At 61.2% G+C, this 15,285-nt stretch carries 17 protein-coding genes; 14 read left to right on the top strand and 3 right to left on the bottom strand.

Features of this window, described 5'->3' with window-relative positions; genetic code table 11:
* Positions 1 to 223 precede the first annotated feature (223 nt).
* A complete protein-coding gene (locus N2245_RS11335; RefSeq protein WP_494536849.1) occupies positions 224 to 349 on the bottom strand; it encodes a hypothetical protein in 126 nt (41 codons plus the stop codon).
* A gap of 105 nt (positions 350 to 454) precedes the next feature.
* On the opposite strand from N2245_RS11335, the gene N2245_RS11330 reads away from it, so the two are divergent.
* Positions 455 to 577: a hypothetical protein gene (locus tag N2245_RS11330; protein ID WP_494536848.1), complete on the top strand. Its 123-nt coding sequence runs from the start codon at positions 455 to 457 to the stop codon at positions 575 to 577.
* Positions 570 to 3,065: a magnesium-translocating P-type ATPase gene (mgtA, locus tag N2245_RS11325; RefSeq protein ID WP_494536847.1), complete on the top strand. Its 2,496-nt coding sequence runs from the start codon at positions 570 to 572 to the stop codon at positions 3,063 to 3,065. Before N2245_RS11330 ends, mgtA begins: the two co-directional genes overlap by 8 nt.
* Here mgtA and N2245_RS11320 read toward each other — a convergent pair.
* A complete protein-coding gene (locus tag N2245_RS11320; RefSeq protein WP_494536846.1) occupies positions 3,030 to 4,655 on the bottom strand; it encodes a sensor histidine kinase in 1,626 nt (541 codons plus the stop codon). The two genes, mgtA and N2245_RS11320, sit on opposite strands and share 36 nt — an antisense overlap.
* A gap of 56 nt (positions 4,656 to 4,711) precedes the next feature.
* On the opposite strand from N2245_RS11320, the gene N2245_RS11315 reads away from it, so the two are divergent.
* From N2245_RS11315 to N2245_RS11295, 5 genes are all read left to right on the top strand, one after another.
* The gene (locus N2245_RS11315; protein WP_494536845.1) at positions 4,712 to 5,365 is read left to right on the top strand and encodes a flavodoxin domain-containing protein; all 654 of its coding nucleotides are present in this window, start codon (positions 4,712 to 4,714) and stop codon (positions 5,363 to 5,365) included.
* Positions 5,362 to 5,694, top strand: coding sequence for an SHOCT domain-containing protein (locus tag N2245_RS11310; protein WP_494536844.1), 333 nt, complete (start codon positions 5,362 to 5,364; stop codon positions 5,692 to 5,694). Before N2245_RS11315 ends, N2245_RS11310 begins: the two co-directional genes overlap by 4 nt.
* A gap of 23 nt (positions 5,695 to 5,717) precedes the next feature.
* Positions 5,718 to 6,755, top strand: a complete 1,038-nt coding sequence (locus N2245_RS11305) for a universal stress protein (RefSeq protein ID WP_494536843.1) — start codon at positions 5,718 to 5,720, stop codon at positions 6,753 to 6,755.
* Between the two features lie 29 nt (positions 6,756 to 6,784).
* Positions 6,785 to 7,666, top strand: a complete 882-nt coding sequence (locus N2245_RS11300; RefSeq protein ID WP_494536842.1) for a universal stress protein — start codon at positions 6,785 to 6,787, stop codon at positions 7,664 to 7,666.
* Between the two features lie 75 nt (positions 7,667 to 7,741).
* Entirely contained in the window at positions 7,742 to 8,287 is a 546-nt protein-coding gene (locus N2245_RS11295) for a VIT1/CCC1 transporter family protein (protein WP_494536841.1), read from the top strand.
* Between the two features lie 146 nt (positions 8,288 to 8,433).
* Here the strand turns inward: N2245_RS11295 and N2245_RS11290 are convergent, their stop codons facing one another.
* The gene (locus N2245_RS11290; RefSeq protein ID WP_494536840.1) at positions 8,434 to 9,195 is read right to left on the bottom strand and encodes a DoxX family protein; all 762 of its coding nucleotides are present in this window, start codon (positions 9,193 to 9,195) and stop codon (positions 8,434 to 8,436) included.
* Between the two features lie 580 nt (positions 9,196 to 9,775).
* Here N2245_RS11290 and N2245_RS11285 point away from each other — a divergent pair.
* From N2245_RS11285 to N2245_RS11255, 7 genes are all read left to right on the top strand, one after another.
* Entirely contained in the window at positions 9,776 to 10,657 is an 882-nt protein-coding gene (locus N2245_RS11285) for a hypothetical protein (protein ID WP_494536839.1), read from the top strand.
* A 37-nt stretch (positions 10,658 to 10,694) separates the two neighbouring features.
* Positions 10,695 to 10,898: a PspC domain-containing protein gene (locus N2245_RS11280; RefSeq protein ID WP_494536838.1), complete on the top strand. Its 204-nt coding sequence runs from the start codon at positions 10,695 to 10,697 to the stop codon at positions 10,896 to 10,898.
* A gap of 30 nt (positions 10,899 to 10,928) precedes the next feature.
* Positions 10,929 to 11,438: a flavodoxin domain-containing protein gene (locus tag N2245_RS11275; protein WP_494536837.1), complete on the top strand. Its 510-nt coding sequence runs from the start codon at positions 10,929 to 10,931 to the stop codon at positions 11,436 to 11,438.
* Between the two features lie 126 nt (positions 11,439 to 11,564).
* Entirely contained in the window at positions 11,565 to 12,320 is a 756-nt protein-coding gene (locus tag N2245_RS11270) for a hypothetical protein (RefSeq protein WP_494536836.1), read from the top strand.
* A 46-nt stretch (positions 12,321 to 12,366) separates the two neighbouring features.
* On the top strand, positions 12,367 to 13,482 hold the full coding sequence (locus N2245_RS11265) for a VIT1/CCC1 transporter family protein (protein WP_494536835.1): 1,116 nt from the start codon (positions 12,367 to 12,369) through the stop codon (positions 13,480 to 13,482).
* 125 nt (positions 13,483 to 13,607) lie between these two features.
* A complete protein-coding gene (locus N2245_RS11260; protein WP_494536834.1) occupies positions 13,608 to 13,934 on the top strand; it encodes a hypothetical protein in 327 nt (108 codons plus the stop codon).
* Entirely contained in the window at positions 13,915 to 15,285 is a 1,371-nt protein-coding gene (locus N2245_RS11255; RefSeq protein WP_494536833.1) for a GAF domain-containing sensor histidine kinase, read from the top strand. The genes N2245_RS11260 and N2245_RS11255 overlap by 20 nt, the downstream gene beginning before the upstream one ends.

Below are 15,285 nucleotides of genomic sequence, written 5' to 3'. Positions count from 1 at the left end.
ATGAGTGTCCGAATGCGGTTTGGATATTAATTCCTGAAAATGGTTCGCTAACTAGTGATTGACAACGCCCGTAGTGAACCGAAAAAATGTTCTCCACAAAGTCTTGACTGACTCATAGCGGGGTATATTGGGCTCGACAGGTACATCCTGCCCCTGGTTGGGGTGCCGGGGCACGCAGGACCGGTGGTCGAAAGGATCCTCCAGCGCGATGCCTCTCCGGTGGTCACGCCTCGATAGGCATGCGCTCCAGATCTCTGCCGGCCAGCTCTTGCTGGCCGGTCTGCATATTTAGAGTGAGGTAGTTATGGGTAGATATCACTGATGGCTCGCCACACTTCCTCCGAATCAAACAGCACGGATCACTCATGATGTGGAGGCAGGGTCTGACGTGACTTGAGCAGATGAGTCCCCACAAACTGTATTACCTGATACGCACTTGAAAGGAGATCAAATCATGAGGGTTCAACAATTGGAGAGGAAGCTGCCGACTTTGCTGGACGGATTCTTGAGGTTCGCGGTCGTTGCCCTGTCCCTGCGGCAGTGGTTTGGGCACACCGAAGAAGGCTGCCATGTGTGAATATGGGAGAGACAAGCACCAGTTGTCGGGTTTGAGCGAGCAGGAGGCACGTAGGAGGCTCCGGGAGGTCGGTCCCAACGAACCTGTGCAGGGGAGGCGCGTTGGGACCGTCGGCCGGCTGCTAGCTCCTCTGGCCAACCCTTTATCGCTCCTCCTGCTTACCGCGGCAGGAGCTTCGGCGCTCGTTGGCGAGCAAGTCAACGCTGCGATCATTGTGGCGATGGTGATGCTCTCTAGCGCCCTCAGCTACGTGCAGATCTACCGCTCACATCGGGCGATCGAGCAGCTGAGGGCCCAGGCCATACCCACTGCCAAGGTAATGCGTGATGGGACCTGGCGGGTCGTCCCGCGCCGCGAGGTAGTACCGGGGGATCTGGTGAGGCTCGTGGCGGGAGATCCTGTGCCGGCCGACGGCTGGCTGCTGACGTCCGAGGGGCTGCAGGTACAGGAGTCGGTGCTAACCGGCGAGTCCCTACCAGTGGAGAAGCCGCCAGGCAGGGATTCGCACGTCTACCTCGGCACGTACGTGGTGAGCGGCAGTGGCATCATGTGCGTCACTGCCACAGGGGCGCGCACTCAATTCGGGGAGATTGCGGCCAGGCTATCCGAACGACAGCCTGAGACCGAGTTCGAGCGAGGGTTGCGGACGTTCAGTCTCCTCATCATGAGGGTGATCCTCTTCTTGGTGGGTTTCGTGCTCCTGGCCAGCCTCCTGCGGAGGCGCGACCCTCTGGAGGCGTTGCTCTTCTCAGTTGCCCTGGCGGTGGGGCTCACACCTGAGTTCTTGCCCATGGTCACGACGATCGCCTTAGCCTACGGCGCAATGCGGATGGCCAGTCGCCGCGTGATCGTCAAGCACCTGCCGGCGATCCAAAACCTCGGGAGTATCGACATGCTGTGCAGCGACAAGACGGGCACACTCACCACTGGAGAGATGCGGCTCGTGGAGCATCTGGATGCTCTGGGCTCCCCAAGCGACAGGGTGTTGGAGCTGGCCTTCCTCAATAGCTACTACTCTGCAGGAGCGGACAATCCGCTGGATGCCGCCATCCTCGCCCAAGTCAAGTCCCCGGCCCCTAGTTACATCAAGTTGGGTGAGGTGCCGTTCGACTTCGATCGGCGCAGATTGTCGGTGATGTTGGAGGGCAGCGAAGGATACCTGCTGGTTACGAAGGGGGCTCCGGAGAGCGTGCTCCCCATCTGCTCCAGCTACGAGATGGACGGTGAGGTCCTCTCCCTGGACGAGGCAGTGCGGGAACACTGCCTAGCAGTCCCGAAACGCCTGGGTGCTTTGGGTTACAGGACGTTGGCCGTGTCCTACCGGCTGGCGGATCGGCCCACTCAGCTAGCCGAGGCGGAGCTGGTGCTAGCGGGGTTCCTGGCCTTCCTCGATCCCCCGCTGGACGATGCCGGGAGCTCGATCGCCACACTGGCAGCGGACGGAGTGAAGGTCAAAATCCTCACTGGGGATAGCGAGCTGGTGGCCAAGCACGTCTGTGCCAGCGTGGGCATAGATGCCTCGCGCATCGTCCTGGGGACGCAGGTGGATGCACTCGACGATGCCGGGTTGGGACGGCTCGCCGAGGATGTCCAGGTGTTTGCCCGCGTGTCGCCCGTCCAAAAGAGCCGCATCATCCTGGCGCTGCGTGGCAGAGGTCACGTGGTGGGCTACCTGGGGGACGGCATCAACGATGCTCCGGCCCTGCGGAACGCCGACGTAGGGATCTCGGCCGCCAAGGGGACAGAGGTGGCCAAGGATGCGGCCGACGTCGTGCTATCAGAGCGCAGCCTGCGAGTTCTCCACGAAGGGATCGTGCACGGTCGCAGAGCCTTCGGCAACGTCATGAAGTACATCCTGATGGGCACCAGCTCAAACTTCGGGAACGTGGTCAGCATGGCCGCGGCAGCCTTGTTGTTGCCCTTCCTGCCCCTGCTGCCCACGCAGGTGCTGCTGAACAACTTCCTGTACGATCTCGCGCAGGTCAGTATACCCACCGATAACGTGGATCCGACCTTCGTGCGCAAGCCCAGACGGTGGGATGTGGGCTTGGTCCAGGAATTCATGTTGGTCATGGGGCCCGTGAGCTCGGGCTTCGACCTACTCACCTTCGCCGTCCTGCTCAAGCTGTTCCACTCTTCGGAGAGGATGTTCCACACGGGTTGGTTCGTGGAATCCTTAGCGACCCAGACCCTAGTCGTGCTTGTAGTCCGGACCTTCGGCAACCCCCTCGCATCGCGGCCCAGCAAACCGCTAGCGGCGACGGTCGCGTCGGTGGTCCTCTTGGGCATGGCGCTGCCCTACTCTCCCCTAGCTGGCAAGCTGGGCTTTGTGCCGTTGCCCGCCGGCTACCTGCTGGTCATGGTGTGTCTCTTGGCGACATACCTGGTCATGACAGAGCTGGTCAAGCGCTGGTTGTACTCGCGGCACCTGGGGCGGCCGCGGAATTCAACCCTACAGGGGCAGCCTGACCGTGAAGGTCGAGCCTGATCCTTCCTTGCTGTCTACCTCGATCGTCCCGCCATGTTGCTCGACTATCTGCTTGGCGCTCGCCAGGCCCATCCCAGTGCCCCCGGAGGTGCCCTTGACGTTGCTCGCCCGATAGAAGCGGTCGAACACACGCCACAGCTCCGCCGCAGGTATGCCTATGCCGTTGTCCCGCACCGTCAACACGCCTATCCCGCTATTGGCGCCTCCCTCCAAGCGGACGCTGATTTCTACGTCCTGCCCCTCAGGACTGTACTTGATGGCGTTGGACAGCAAGTTGGCAACCACCCGCTGCAGGCGGGCAGCATCCCACATACCGATGGGTTCGGGTTGGTCGATTCTGAGCCGCAGCTGGTGCCCCCGGGCAGTCCTCCTGAAGTCCTCGACGACCTTCCTGACGACCTCCGCCAACGATACCGGGCGCCGCACAAGCTCCAGTTTCTGGCTGCTCTGCAGTCGGGCTATGTCCAAGAGCTCTTGGATCTGATCGGCCATCTGGTGGATGACACGCTCTATATTGCCCAGTATGGCCTCGATGCCTGGATCCTCGTCCTGGCCACTGGAGGCGAGCCGCAGCCTCAGGGCCTGGAGGTACGTACTGGCTGCCGCCAGGGGGGTCTTGAGGTCGTGAGTGATCATAGCTAGGAAATCGTTCCTGGTCTTGATCGCATCCTGCAACTCCTGATAGAGACGGGCGTTGTCCAGAGCTACGCCGGCGCGTCGGCCGAGCTCCTCCCCCAGTGCTAGCTCCTCCTCCTTGTATCTGTCGGGCTCACTTGAGAGGAGCAGTATGGTGCCCAGCACTCGATCTCCGGCCAAGAGCGGCACGCAGAGGTACGAGCGCGGGGCGAGTGTCTCCAACAGGCACAGTTGGCTGGAAGAGCTCCCCAGCCAAGCGTCGTTAGGCTGGGATGACAGGCAGGCGCGGCCGGTGCGCAGCACCCTCCATATGGGATGTTCGCTGCCCGGCTCGGCTGTGTACTCACCCAGCGCCTCCTGGAGACGCACTTCCAGATCGCTGTCCTTGTGGCTGATCGCCACCCTCTGGAGGCGGCCATCGCCACTCAGCACATCCACGATGCAGCAGTCGGCTAGCACGGGCACCGGCAAACGGGCCGTCACCTGCAGCAAGGTATCACGGTCGATGGCGGACGCGAGCAACCTGCTGGCCTCCGAAAGGAATCGCAAGTCATCCTCAAGCCTCTTACGAGGGGTGATGTCGCGCACCGCGGCCGACACGAGCAGGCCATGGTCCGTGTCCAGCGGGCTGAGGCTGATCTCCACAGGGAATTCCGTGCCATCCTTGCGCCTTGCCCAGAGCTCCAGCCCTATCCCCATGGGTCTAGTGCGGGGCGCTCGGGAGTACTCTTGGCGGTGGTGCTGGTGGATCTCTCTCAGCTTCTCGGGCAGCAAGATCTCGATCGTCTGTCCGAGCAGCTCCTCCCGGTGGTATCCGAAGAGCTGCTCGGTTTGCGAGTTGGCGAAGAGTATCAGACCCTCGCGGTCGACCGTGAGGATCGCGTCGGGCGCCATCTCCAACAGCTGCCTGAGAATGCTCTCATCCAGGTGATGGTTGTGGGCATGTATACCCATCTCCCTCCTCCCCAGAGCTTACCAGTGCGGTCATTATACCACCGGTTGCACGGCGGGTGCGAGCTAGACTACCCCAAGGGGTAAGGCTTGCTTCGCTAAGACCACCCTTAGGTGTGTGGTGCCTAGGCAGTCCACGCGTTATCCTGGGCTTAGGTGCGATAGGAGGTGCGGTGATGAAGGTGCTCATAGCGTACGCCAGCCGGTTGGGATCGACGGCGGAGGTCGCGGAGTTCATGGGGGAGGAGCTGCGGCGCCTAGGAGCTGAGGTGGACGTTATGCCGGTGGGTGCGGTGCGGAGGGTAGCTCCGTACGACGCCGTGCTGATCGGCAGCGGTGTTCGCCACATGCACTGGTTGCCCGAGGCCACGGAGTTTGTAAGGGTGTATCAGGACGAGTTGTCAAAGAAGCCCGTTGCTCTGTTCCTCCTGAGCATGATTATGAGCACGGATACGGCGCAACACCGTCAGGAGGCGATGCGGACGCTGGAGGATGTGCGCCAGCTGGTGCAGCCAGTGGCCGTTGGACTCTTCGGCGGGGAGGTGGCGGGCAGGATGGTGCCTTTCATGTCGCGGCAGCAGGTTGGGCTGCCGCGGTCGGAGGAGCGCGACTTCCGTGATTGGGAGGCCATAAGATCCTGGGTGAAGAGAGTATATCGGCAGTTTGCGAGGCTCAGCGGTCATAGCGCTGTCAACGAAGGAGGCGAACTATGAATAGGTATGATGCCAAGTTATGGGTCTACGTGCTAGTTGGTTCTACTGCCCTGCTGTTGCTTATGCCCTTGATGGGCATGGGCGCGATGATGGGGTGGGGAGGAGGCTGGGTGCACAACTGGGGTTGGGGATGGGGCATGGGCGCGGTACTGATGCTCCTCTTCTGGGGAGCACTGATCTTGGGAGCCGTAGGGCTAGCCCGATCCCTATCCCGACCGCAGGATGACGCCGCGCTACGCACGTTGCGCGAGCGCTATGCTCGCGGGGAGATCGATCGCGAGGAGTACGAAGAGCGTAGGCGTGTGCTGACCGATGACTCAGATCATTAGCATTAGATAGGAAGGTGGTTGGGATGCGAACTCTACTGGTGCCATTGGATGGTTCCAGCCTGGCCGAGCAGGCCTTGGCCTACGCCGAGGTGCTGGCTTCTAGGCTAGAGGCGAAGTTGCTGCTGTTGAGGATTTCCGAGCTTGACGATCGACGCGAGGCGTACTTGACCGCGAGAGATGAGGAGGCTCATCACGCCGCGGGGAAGTACGTGGGGGCGCTGGCGGAGGAGGTATCCCGACGTGGGGTCCCAGCCCGGGGCATAGCACGGTGTGGGAGGGCGGCAGCGTGGATTCTGGAGGAGGCGAGACTGCACCAGGCGGACCTGATCGTTATGACCGCCCATGGGATGGGGCGCACGGGTCCGGCCGCGTACGGCCGAGTCGCTAGCGAGGTGCTATCGCGTGCCCAGGTGCCCGTGCTGCTGGTGCCCACCGATCCCTCGAAATCCGTAGCGTTGTTGGCCCAAAGGCACCCCGGGATCCTCGTGCCTTTGGACGGCTCGCTGGCTGCCGAAGAGGCATTGGTTGTGGCCAAGTCCCTGGCAGATCGGTTGTGGGCTGAGCTATGGCTGTCAACAGCCTACCCTCGACGGGAGGATGTATCGCGGCGGCAGATGGTGCTTGGCAGGATCGAGGCGCTAAGCTACCTGGCGCAGCTTCGGCTCCAACTAGCCTTGGAGGGCTACAGAGCTCGGATAGAGGTGCGCCCTGGACCGCCGGCCGAGGTCATAAGTGAGGTCTATCATCACAGAGATGCGGCGCTGGTAGTGATGGCCACGCACAGCCGCATCGGACGAGACTGGCTGCCGACTGGGAGTGTGCCGTCTCGGCTCGTCGAGAACGGTACTATGCCGCTGCTCCTGGTACGGCCCCGTAGGTTCGGGTGGACCAACTATCTGTATCTACCAAGCTCCGACTGCCGATTGGAGCTTGACGGTTCTGAGCGTGTACTCGTATGGGCGGCGCTCAGAGCGTTGTCCCAAGCTATCCCGGACGGCGAAGAGGATGCTCGTAATATCCTACAGGATCTGGAGCGGAAGCTGCTATCCCCGGAAGAATAGCGCACGTTTCCTCTAAGGAGGTATCCAGCATGAGTTTCTTCCCAACAACTATCCTACTGGCCACGGACGGCTCTCCCGACTCCAGGCTCGCCATGCTGGCAGCCTCGGATCTAGCCAGCAGGACAGGGTCCAAGCTGCACCTGATCCACGTTGAGAGGCCCAAGCGCCTGGCGACGCACCCCTTTGGGGTGGACACCGGGTTCGAGGGGGCGGAGGAGAGCTCTTGGGAGCTACTGCTGGGAGAGGCACGGGAGGTGGAGCGGTGCGGTACTCCCGTAGCAGATATCCACTTCGTGGAGGGCAGACCATCTCAGGAGATTGTTAAGCTCGCGCTCGACCTGTCGGCGGGGCTTGTGGCGATGGGCAGCCGCGGGCTTGGCCGTCTCCAGCGGTTGGTGCTGGGCAGCGTATCCGAAGGGGTTGTGCGGCACGCTCCGTGCCCCGTGCTAGTCATGCGCGGTGGGGAGGCGGCCTGGCCGCCTCGGTGGGTTGTGGTGGGGGAGGATTTCTCCCCCGAGGCTGAGAGGGCCGCCGAGATCGCCTGCGAGCTTGCCAAGCTCTACTCAGTCAGTGCGACGTTGCTGTGGGCCTATCCCCAGCCACCTGGGGGCGAGGCAGATATGCCTCCGGCGTGGGAGGAGATTCTGAGGCTCGCGCTGCGGCACCTCAACGATCGGGCTTTCGACCTACAGGGAGTGGCTGGCCGTAGGCCTGAGATCCGGCTGGAGGCGGGCGACGCGGCGGAGGTGCTGGTGCGAGCCTCCGAGGAGTTATCGGGGCGGGCGCTCCTCGCTGTGGGCCGCAGGGGACTGGGTGCTGCCCAGCCTCCCGACCTTGGCAGCACCTCGATCAAGGTGTTGCACGCTGCACCTGGTCCGGTCCTGATATGCCCTTCTAGGGAGGCTCCTTAGCTGTGAGGCATTGTCTGAGAGCGGAGGCCGTTTACGGTTTGTCGGACAAAGACCTCACTCGGGAGGAAGCTCCGCATGGCTAGTCCCGGTGAGCTGCGCGAGACGGTGCGCGACGCGGCCTCCCGCTACATCGGGGATCTGGTGTACGGAGCCAACGACGGCGTCGTCACCACCTTTGCCGTCGTAGCCGGCTCCGCTGGGGCCGATCTCCCACCCTATGTGGTCCTGATACTAGGGGTGGCCAACCTGCTTGCTGACGGCTTCTCGATGGGTGCGAGCAGCTACCTCGCCATCCGCTCGGAGTCGGCCAAACTGGAGGCGAGCGGCCGGGAATCGGACGGCCGCTCGCCTTTGCGGCATGCTTTGGCAACGTTTGGAGCCTTCGTTGTGGTGGGTGGCCTCCCGCTAATCGCCTTCCTGGCGCCGGTGGCTCCTACTCATCGCTTCACGCTCACAGCAGCGCTCGCGCTGACCACCATGTTCGCGTTTGGGGCCGCACGTAGCTGGGTAACCCATAAGTCGTGGTGGCGGAGTGGGCTGGAGATGCTCCTCATAGGCGCTGCCGCGTCTGCAGTGGCTTACGCCACGGGCGCCCTTGTGGCGGTCCTGAGCAGCACATAAGGTGTGGCTCCACGCGGAGCCATACCCCTGATTCTTGGGTCTCGAGAGCCAAGCGGGCGTGCGGCGCATCTCCGGCCGCATATACTCATAGGGGTGGTGCGATCGCACCACCCCTATGAGTACGAACTGGGAAGGCGACTGTACGGTTAGGTTGCCTCTCGGGCTCGCGCACTCGTGGCCCGGCCCTCGCCCCACAATGGTTGGATGCGTGGAATGATCCAGCGGTCCAACCCCCACCAGCCGGCAGGCCGCCAGCCTATGATCAGCACCAGCTCTAGCGCGAGCATGATGGGGTTGGTAGAGACCGCGCCCGCCAACAGGAAGTTGGCGTTCATAAACCCGCCGAAGAAGGCCGCTATCCCCGTGAGCACCCCAAGGATCAGCGCGATGCCCACCAGCACCTCTCCCCACGCCACCAGGTAGCTGAACAGTGTGGCGTTGGGCAGCACCAGCTCCCGCAGGAACCAGGCATACCAACCTTGGACGTTAGGGTGCTCGCCGCTGGTCTGAGCGAGCGCTCCTTGCACGAACCCCCGCAGAGCTACTCCAGCCTGACTACCGGTCCATGCAGGACTTGTCACTTTCTCCCATCCGGATGAGAGCCAGAGGTAGCCCAGGTAGATGCGGATGGGCAGGAGGAGCACCGCCGCGTTGTACCCATGGCGGAGGAACTGGTACCACTTCCATTCGCGATGGGGGAAGTCGTCAGGCCCGGGCGTGTAGTCCCCCGGCTTGTAGGCGCTTACTAGTACCCAGGTGGTGGCTACGAAGAGGATCACGCCGACCACCAGCGCCGCGAACGCCAAGCCTTGATTGGCTCCCCTTAGACCACTATAGTAGAGCAACAGACCTCCTATGATGGCAGCTACTAACGCCCCCCACATCAAGTTCTGCTTGCTGTCGCGCATAGCTTTACCTCCTTTATCTGCGATCTGATGTGGTATCCCACATCTACTATCCTAAGCGTACGCAGGGCAATCCAAGAGGGACAACACCCCAATAGGTGGTTTCGTCCCACACCTTTGGGTGGCGCCTTTGGGCTAAGCACCGGATAGAGGATTGTATTAGAGAACGTACACACCTTGAGGTGATGCAATCCCAAGGTAGACGACCGGACAGTCCCTACGTGGTGCTAGTCTTGGACGACCTCGCAATCACCGAAACTACCTCTGACCTTGCTAGCTTCCTGATGGGATTTGAGTCCCTATAGGGTAACAGGTTGGCGCACATCTGTTATGGGCAATGCCCGTGGCACTCTTCGCGAGCACGTCATTGTCGGAGTGACGTGTTGCGGTGCTACCTCCTGCCTCCAGTCATGGATCGTCCACCCGGGGGCCAGTAAGTATGGCGACCAGAGCATGAGTCCAGCCAACACTGCCCTTTTAGGTAGCAGCCAGACTACCCGCTTATGTTTCACCAACCACCCCACGTCGCGGTCCGCATTGTAGGCGGTTGGTGTACCATGGGTGGAGAGCGAAAGGAGACAAGATGGGTAAGGGACTGAAGAGTAAAGGTATGTGGGGGCTCGGGCTGATACTGCTGGGCACATGTGTGGCGGCTAGCTCGATATTGGGGCCGCTCGTCCTGGAGGTGATCAGGTTTCGGGTATCAGCCAGTGCGGAGATACAACTGGTAGGCGGCGAGATAGTGTCGCTCCTGATCGTGGCTCCGATGGCCATAGCTGCTGGGCTACTGGCGATCAGAGGGCACAATTTGGCTCCTCCCCTCGCGCTTGCTTCAAGTTTGTATGCCCTGTACCTGGCCTTCTCGTTGGTTCTGGGCATCGACTACGCGAGGTATCCAGGCAACAACGAGCGGTTCTTCCCCCTGTACTGGGCGATCACCGTACTGGCTGCCTACGGTACTCTGGTAGCTTGGGCGAGACTATTGCGGCAGGAGATGCCCGAGCCAGGGACCCGACTGAGGTGGACGACCTCAGGCGTGCTCATACTCCTGGGAGTCCTGCTGGGACTGGCTTGGAGCAAGTCCATTTGGGATGTGCTCTCGGGCTCGAACATTAGCCAGGAGTACCTGAGTGACCCCAACACCTACTGGGTCATCAGGCTACTGGATACGTCCTTCGTCATCCCGGCGGCACTGGCTACTGGCATGGGCCTCCTCATGCGCAGGCGATCTGCTATCAGAGCGGTGTATGGCCTGCTGGGATTCCTGATGTGCGAAGCTGGCGCAGTGGTCGGGATGGCAGCAGCAATGGCGATCAGGAGAGATCCCTTTGCCAGTGTACCTTTCCTCGTGATCACGGCCATAGGCACCGTGGTTCTGGCTGTGCTGACCGCTTGCTGGCTTCTGCTGTATGCGACTCATACAAGAGATGTTTCAGATGCTGTGATGAGCCAGCAAGCGGCGTGACAATATAGCAATAATAGTAGATGCTTGGAGGGAGATCGTGGAGACACGTAGACTGTACCGCTCTAGGGAGAATCGAATGATATCAGGTGTGGCCGGCGGGATAGCTGAGTACTTCGGAGTGGACCCTACGCTAGTTAGGCTTGCGCTGTTCTTTGGACTGCTGTTCACCACAGGGCCTTTGGCTCCCCTGATGTACTTCATCCTGGTCTGGATCATCCCTAAGAGGCCCATAGGCGAGTAGGTGCAACGAGGAATACTAGGAGGAGTTGACATGAGGGTACTGGTGTCCTTTGCCAGCAAGCATGGCAGCACCCGGGATATCGCACAGGCGATTGCCGATGAGCTGCGGACACAAGGTGTAGAGACCGACCTCCATGAGGCCGGTAATATTGGGGAGATCGCCGGGTATGACGGTGTGATCCTTGGGAGTGCCGTGTATATGGGCCGGTGGTTGGAGCAGGCGCGGGAGCTAGTCGCTCGACACGCCATAGAGCTGGCAGAGCGACCTGTTTGGCTGTTCTCCAGCGGGCCCATAGGGGGCAAACCATTGCCGGAGGAGGCGGTAGATGTGTCCGAGATTATGGAGACCACTAGGGCACATGCCCACCAGGTGTTGGCTGGTAAGCTGGATAAGCACAAACTGGGTTTTGGGGAGAGAGCGGTCGTGTTAGCGCTAAGGGTCTCAGAGGGAGACTTCCGTGACTGGGAGCTCACCCGGCAGTGGGCACGGGGGATCGCTACCGAGCTCCATACACTAGTTAGCCGTCATCCTGATGGCTAACGTCCTAAGACGTTTGTTAGCGTGCCACCGCTGCTGTGGCCGCGAGTTGATGTTTGGAGTTCCTGTCTCAGCTCTTTGCCTGCGCGGGCTTCATCGAGGCTTGATGCAAAGCTAAGGAGGATCATCATGACCAACGATGCGGAAGCACTGGTCCGTCAAAAACATACAATTACGCGTGGGTACAGTCCTGAGGAGGTACCGGTCAGGGTATCCGGTGTCGTCGTGGGCCTCTCGCTGCTGGTCGTTCTGCTTGCGGCCATTGCGATGGCAATCTGGTTGCTGTGGCGAGGCGAAGGAAAACCTTACCTCTACGAGACGCCGCGGAGGCAGACGGCCGAGATTCACGGGCGAGGTCTCTACCGCTACGACACGTTTTTCCAGGACGTGGGAAACACGGGCACTGACCTCACGTTACTGCTTCTGGGTATATCGTTGCTCCTGGCATTCAGGTCTATCGATCTGCAGGCGTTGAGGACCCATTTCTCAGTCCACATGCCGCGCCGAGTGCCAGCAGGAAGAGGGCTGGCAAGCGGCTTGGTGTCCCTAGCCATATGGCTTATAGAGCCAGTATCCTTGCTCATCCAGCACGAGCCCCCACAACACTTGGATACCTATACTACCCTGTTCGCCAACGTGCTGGATATGGCAACGCAGTCCCATGGGTTACCTGATAGCACTGCTGCTCGTGCTGAGATATTCCTGGCACCGGCGATCGGCCTTCAAACGCCGCAGCAGGTGCGGTCGGGAGTCAGATTCAGTATGGGTGAGATCATGGGCCAGATAGTGAGCTTTGGAATGTTCGCCATTCTTGCCGCCGTGATCGTGACCCACATAATGAGCAACATCCCGAAGAAGCTTCTCATACGAAGGATTAGCTGCTGATAGCTTGCTATGATTAGATCAAAAGTGCTGTGTATGGAGAGGGCTGATGGTGCAGGAAGTGAAGCGATATTGGAACAACTGGCAGGATGAGGTAGACAGTGCGGCGCTGTACAGGGCGCTGTCGAGGGCGGAGCGTGACCAGCAGCTGGCCGAGGTGTACAGAAGGCTTGCGGATGCGGAGCAGGCACATGCCGAGTTTTGGGCCCGCAAGCTGCAGGAAGCAGGGGTATCGGTACCGACAGCGCGTCCAGGCTGGAGAACGCGCGTGCTGATGCGCCTGGCTTACTGGCTAGGTCCGCAGGTGGTGCTGCCAACGATCGCTGACATGGAGCGGGCGGACAGTCACAGCTACTCGGGGCAGGAGGAGACCATCGGCACCGGTATGTCGGGCGAGGAGCTATCCCACGCGCGGATCCTGCGCACGATCTCCGCTCGTGGACTACAAGGGCCAGCGCTTGCGCAGCTGGAGGGTCGGCACCGGGCAGCGGGAGGGAACGCGCTGCGTGCGGCGGTGCTGGGAGCAAACGACGGCCTCGTCTCTAATCTTAGCCTTGTGATGGGCGTTGCGGGTGCAGAGCTATCGGGTCGATCCATACTGATAACAGGGCTTGCGGGACTGCTGGCAGGTGCGGGTTCGATGGCGATGGGCGAGTGGCTCTCAGTGCAGAGTGCGCGCGAGCTGTACCAGCGGCAGATCCAGATCGAGGCCACAGAGCTACAGGAGATCCCACAGGAGGAAGAGGAGGAGCTGCGGTTGATCTACCAGGCCAAGGGACTTCCCGAGCAGGAGGCCCGTGACCTAGCTCGTAAGCTGCTGGCGGACCATGAGGTGGCGCTGGATACCCTTTCGCGCGAGGAGCTGGGTATAGATCCGGAAGAGCTGGGTGGGTCCGCGTGGGTGGCGGCAGGCATGTCCTTCGTCCTGTTCGCGATCGGTGCTATCGTGCCGGTGGTGCCGTTCATGTTGCTCTCCGGGATCATGGCCGTAGGAGCCAGTCTGGTGCTCAGCACGCTCGCGCTGTTCCTCATCGGTGCAGCAATCACGCTGCTGACCGGACGCAGCGCAGCCTACTCTGGACTCCGGCAGGTGCTGATCGGGCTGGCCGCAGCGTTGCTCACCTACGGCGTCGGGCGGCTGATAGGGGTGACCATCTCGGGATGAGGTGCCGCGCGATGCGGGCATCGGTTGACCACCCAATAGGTCAGGTCAGGACCACCCTTATGGGTGTGGTGCAGCCTATGGGATGATGCTACCCTAGCTTGACATCTATAGTGGAAGGGTGGTTGATGAGGTACTCGATCGAGACGGTACCTAACAGGTCGGTTATAATCCTGAGAGTCCAGGAGGACAGATGGTCCCCAGATAACCATCAGGTAGAGATCTCCGAATCGGAAGCGAACAACTACGTCGACCTGGAGAAGCTGGTGCGCTGGTGGCGATGGGTGGAGTTCGAGCCTCGAAGGCTTGGCCATGCCTACCTTGGGCTGGCGAGCATCCTTGCTACTCACCTCTCAGGATGTACGACATCACCCTCCTCGCCGATGCGCGGACGAGCGGACGTGGCCGCGGAGTACTATAATCAAGGTTATGAGGGTGCGTTTGACGCTTTCTAGGTTGAAGTGGGTCACGGTGATTGCGCCGATCCTGTTCATAGGGCTGCTGGAGTTTATCCGGCGTGCTCTCGGGGATGCCTTCATATCCTCCTGGGCGGGTTACCTGTTGCTCGGAGGTATACTGCTCCTGGGCACCCTGCTCTTCTCTGAGGCGGTGTTCAGGTACGTCGAGTATCTGCAAGAGCAGCTAAAGCATCAGAACAGCGAGCTACTGGCGCTGCACGAGGCAGGACTGGATATCTCGGGGGAGCTCGAGCTGGAGAAGGTGCTGCAGCGGATTGTGGACCGCGCCCGCCAGCTCGTAGGTGCGCGCTACGGAGCCCTGTCGGTGCTGGGAACCGATGGGGAGGTGGAGTACTTTGTGACCTCGGGAATTACCCCTGAGGAGCGAGAGAGGATAGGTCCACCTCCTCAAGGGCATGGACTCTTGGGAGTTGTGCTGGAGGAGGGCCGCAGCCTTCGCCTACGCGATCTCACGCGGCACCCCCGCTCGGTAGGATTCCCCCCTAACCATCCCCACATGCGATCTCTTCTGGCCGTGCCGATAGAGGCGCGGGGCAAGATATTGGGCAGTCTGTACCTGACGGAGAAGGAGGGAGCTCCAGAGTTCACCGAGGAGGACGAGCAGGTCCTCTCGAGATTCGCTACCCAGGCAGCGCTGGCGATCGAGAACGCTCGCCTGCACCGTCAGGTGCTGGAGCTGGCTATATCGCAGGAGAGGGCTCGCATAGCCCGCGAGATGCACGATGGCCTGGCCCAGGTGCTGGGCTACGTGAACCTGAAGACGCAGGCCGTGCGCACCCTGCTGGAGGCAGGGCAACTGGAGCGTGTGGAGAGGGAGCTCGCGCGCATGGAACAGGCCGCGCGCGAGGCCTATACCGATCTGCGGGAGAACATCCTGGCGCTGCGAACATCCCCTGAAGCCCAGCGGGGCTTCCTTGAGACGCTGAGGGCGTATCTCGAGCAGTGGGAAGACCAAAGCAACATCCAGGCCGAACTGGAGGTGCACGTCTCCGAAGAGGAGCTGGGGCTACCCTCTGGGGCCGAACTGCAGCTGCTGCGCATCGTGCAGGAGGCGCTGGCCAACGTGCGCAAGCACTCGGGCGCGTCTCGCGTCAAGGTGACTTTGCGGGAGCAGGATAGCTGGCTGGAGGTATTGGTAGAGGACAACGGCGTGGGGTTCGATCCCGGATCTCCCTCCCGCGGGGATTTCCCCAAGTTCGGGCTCTCGACTATGCGGGAGCGCGCCGAGAGCATAGGAGGAAAGCTGGAGATAGATGCTGCTCAGGGCAGGGGCACCAAAGTAATAGCGCGGGTGCCCCTGCGGTCCAGAGTAACTGCTAGGAGGTAA

This window comes from Thermobaculum sp. T2p, assembly GCF_059335935.1.
Note: the sequence above shows the minus strand (reverse complement) of the source record. Positions and strands in the feature narration are given on the sequence as shown.

Coding starts and splice junctions, on each gene's coding strand:
- N2245_RS11290 (WP_494536840.1), bottom strand. CDS start 9,195: ATGCGCGACAGCAAGCAGAACTTGATGTGGGGGGCGTTAGTAGCTGCC.
- N2245_RS11270 (WP_494536836.1), top strand. CDS start 11,565: ATGACCAACGATGCGGAAGCACTGGTCCGTCAAAAACATACAATTACG.
- N2245_RS11275 (WP_494536837.1), top strand. CDS start 10,929: ATGAGGGTACTGGTGTCCTTTGCCAGCAAGCATGGCAGCACCCGGGAT.
- N2245_RS11260 (WP_494536834.1), top strand. CDS start 13,608: ATGAGGTACTCGATCGAGACGGTACCTAACAGGTCGGTTATAATCCTG.
- N2245_RS11300 (WP_494536842.1), top strand. CDS start 6,785: ATGAGTTTCTTCCCAACAACTATCCTACTGGCCACGGACGGCTCTCCC.
- N2245_RS11330 (WP_494536848.1), top strand. CDS start 455: ATGAGGGTTCAACAATTGGAGAGGAAGCTGCCGACTTTGCTGGACGGA.
- mgtA (WP_494536847.1), top strand. CDS start 570: ATGTGTGAATATGGGAGAGACAAGCACCAGTTGTCGGGTTTGAGCGAG.
- N2245_RS11295 (WP_494536841.1), top strand. CDS start 7,742: ATGGCTAGTCCCGGTGAGCTGCGCGAGACGGTGCGCGACGCGGCCTCC.
- N2245_RS11265 (WP_494536835.1), top strand. CDS start 12,367: ATGGTGCAGGAAGTGAAGCGATATTGGAACAACTGGCAGGATGAGGTA.
- N2245_RS11310 (WP_494536844.1), top strand. CDS start 5,362: ATGAATAGGTATGATGCCAAGTTATGGGTCTACGTGCTAGTTGGTTCT.
- N2245_RS11305 (WP_494536843.1), top strand. CDS start 5,718: ATGCGAACTCTACTGGTGCCATTGGATGGTTCCAGCCTGGCCGAGCAG.
- N2245_RS11285 (WP_494536839.1), top strand. CDS start 9,776: ATGGGTAAGGGACTGAAGAGTAAAGGTATGTGGGGGCTCGGGCTGATA.
- N2245_RS11320 (WP_494536846.1), bottom strand. CDS start 4,655: ATGGGTATACATGCCCACAACCATCACCTGGATGAGAGCATTCTCAGG.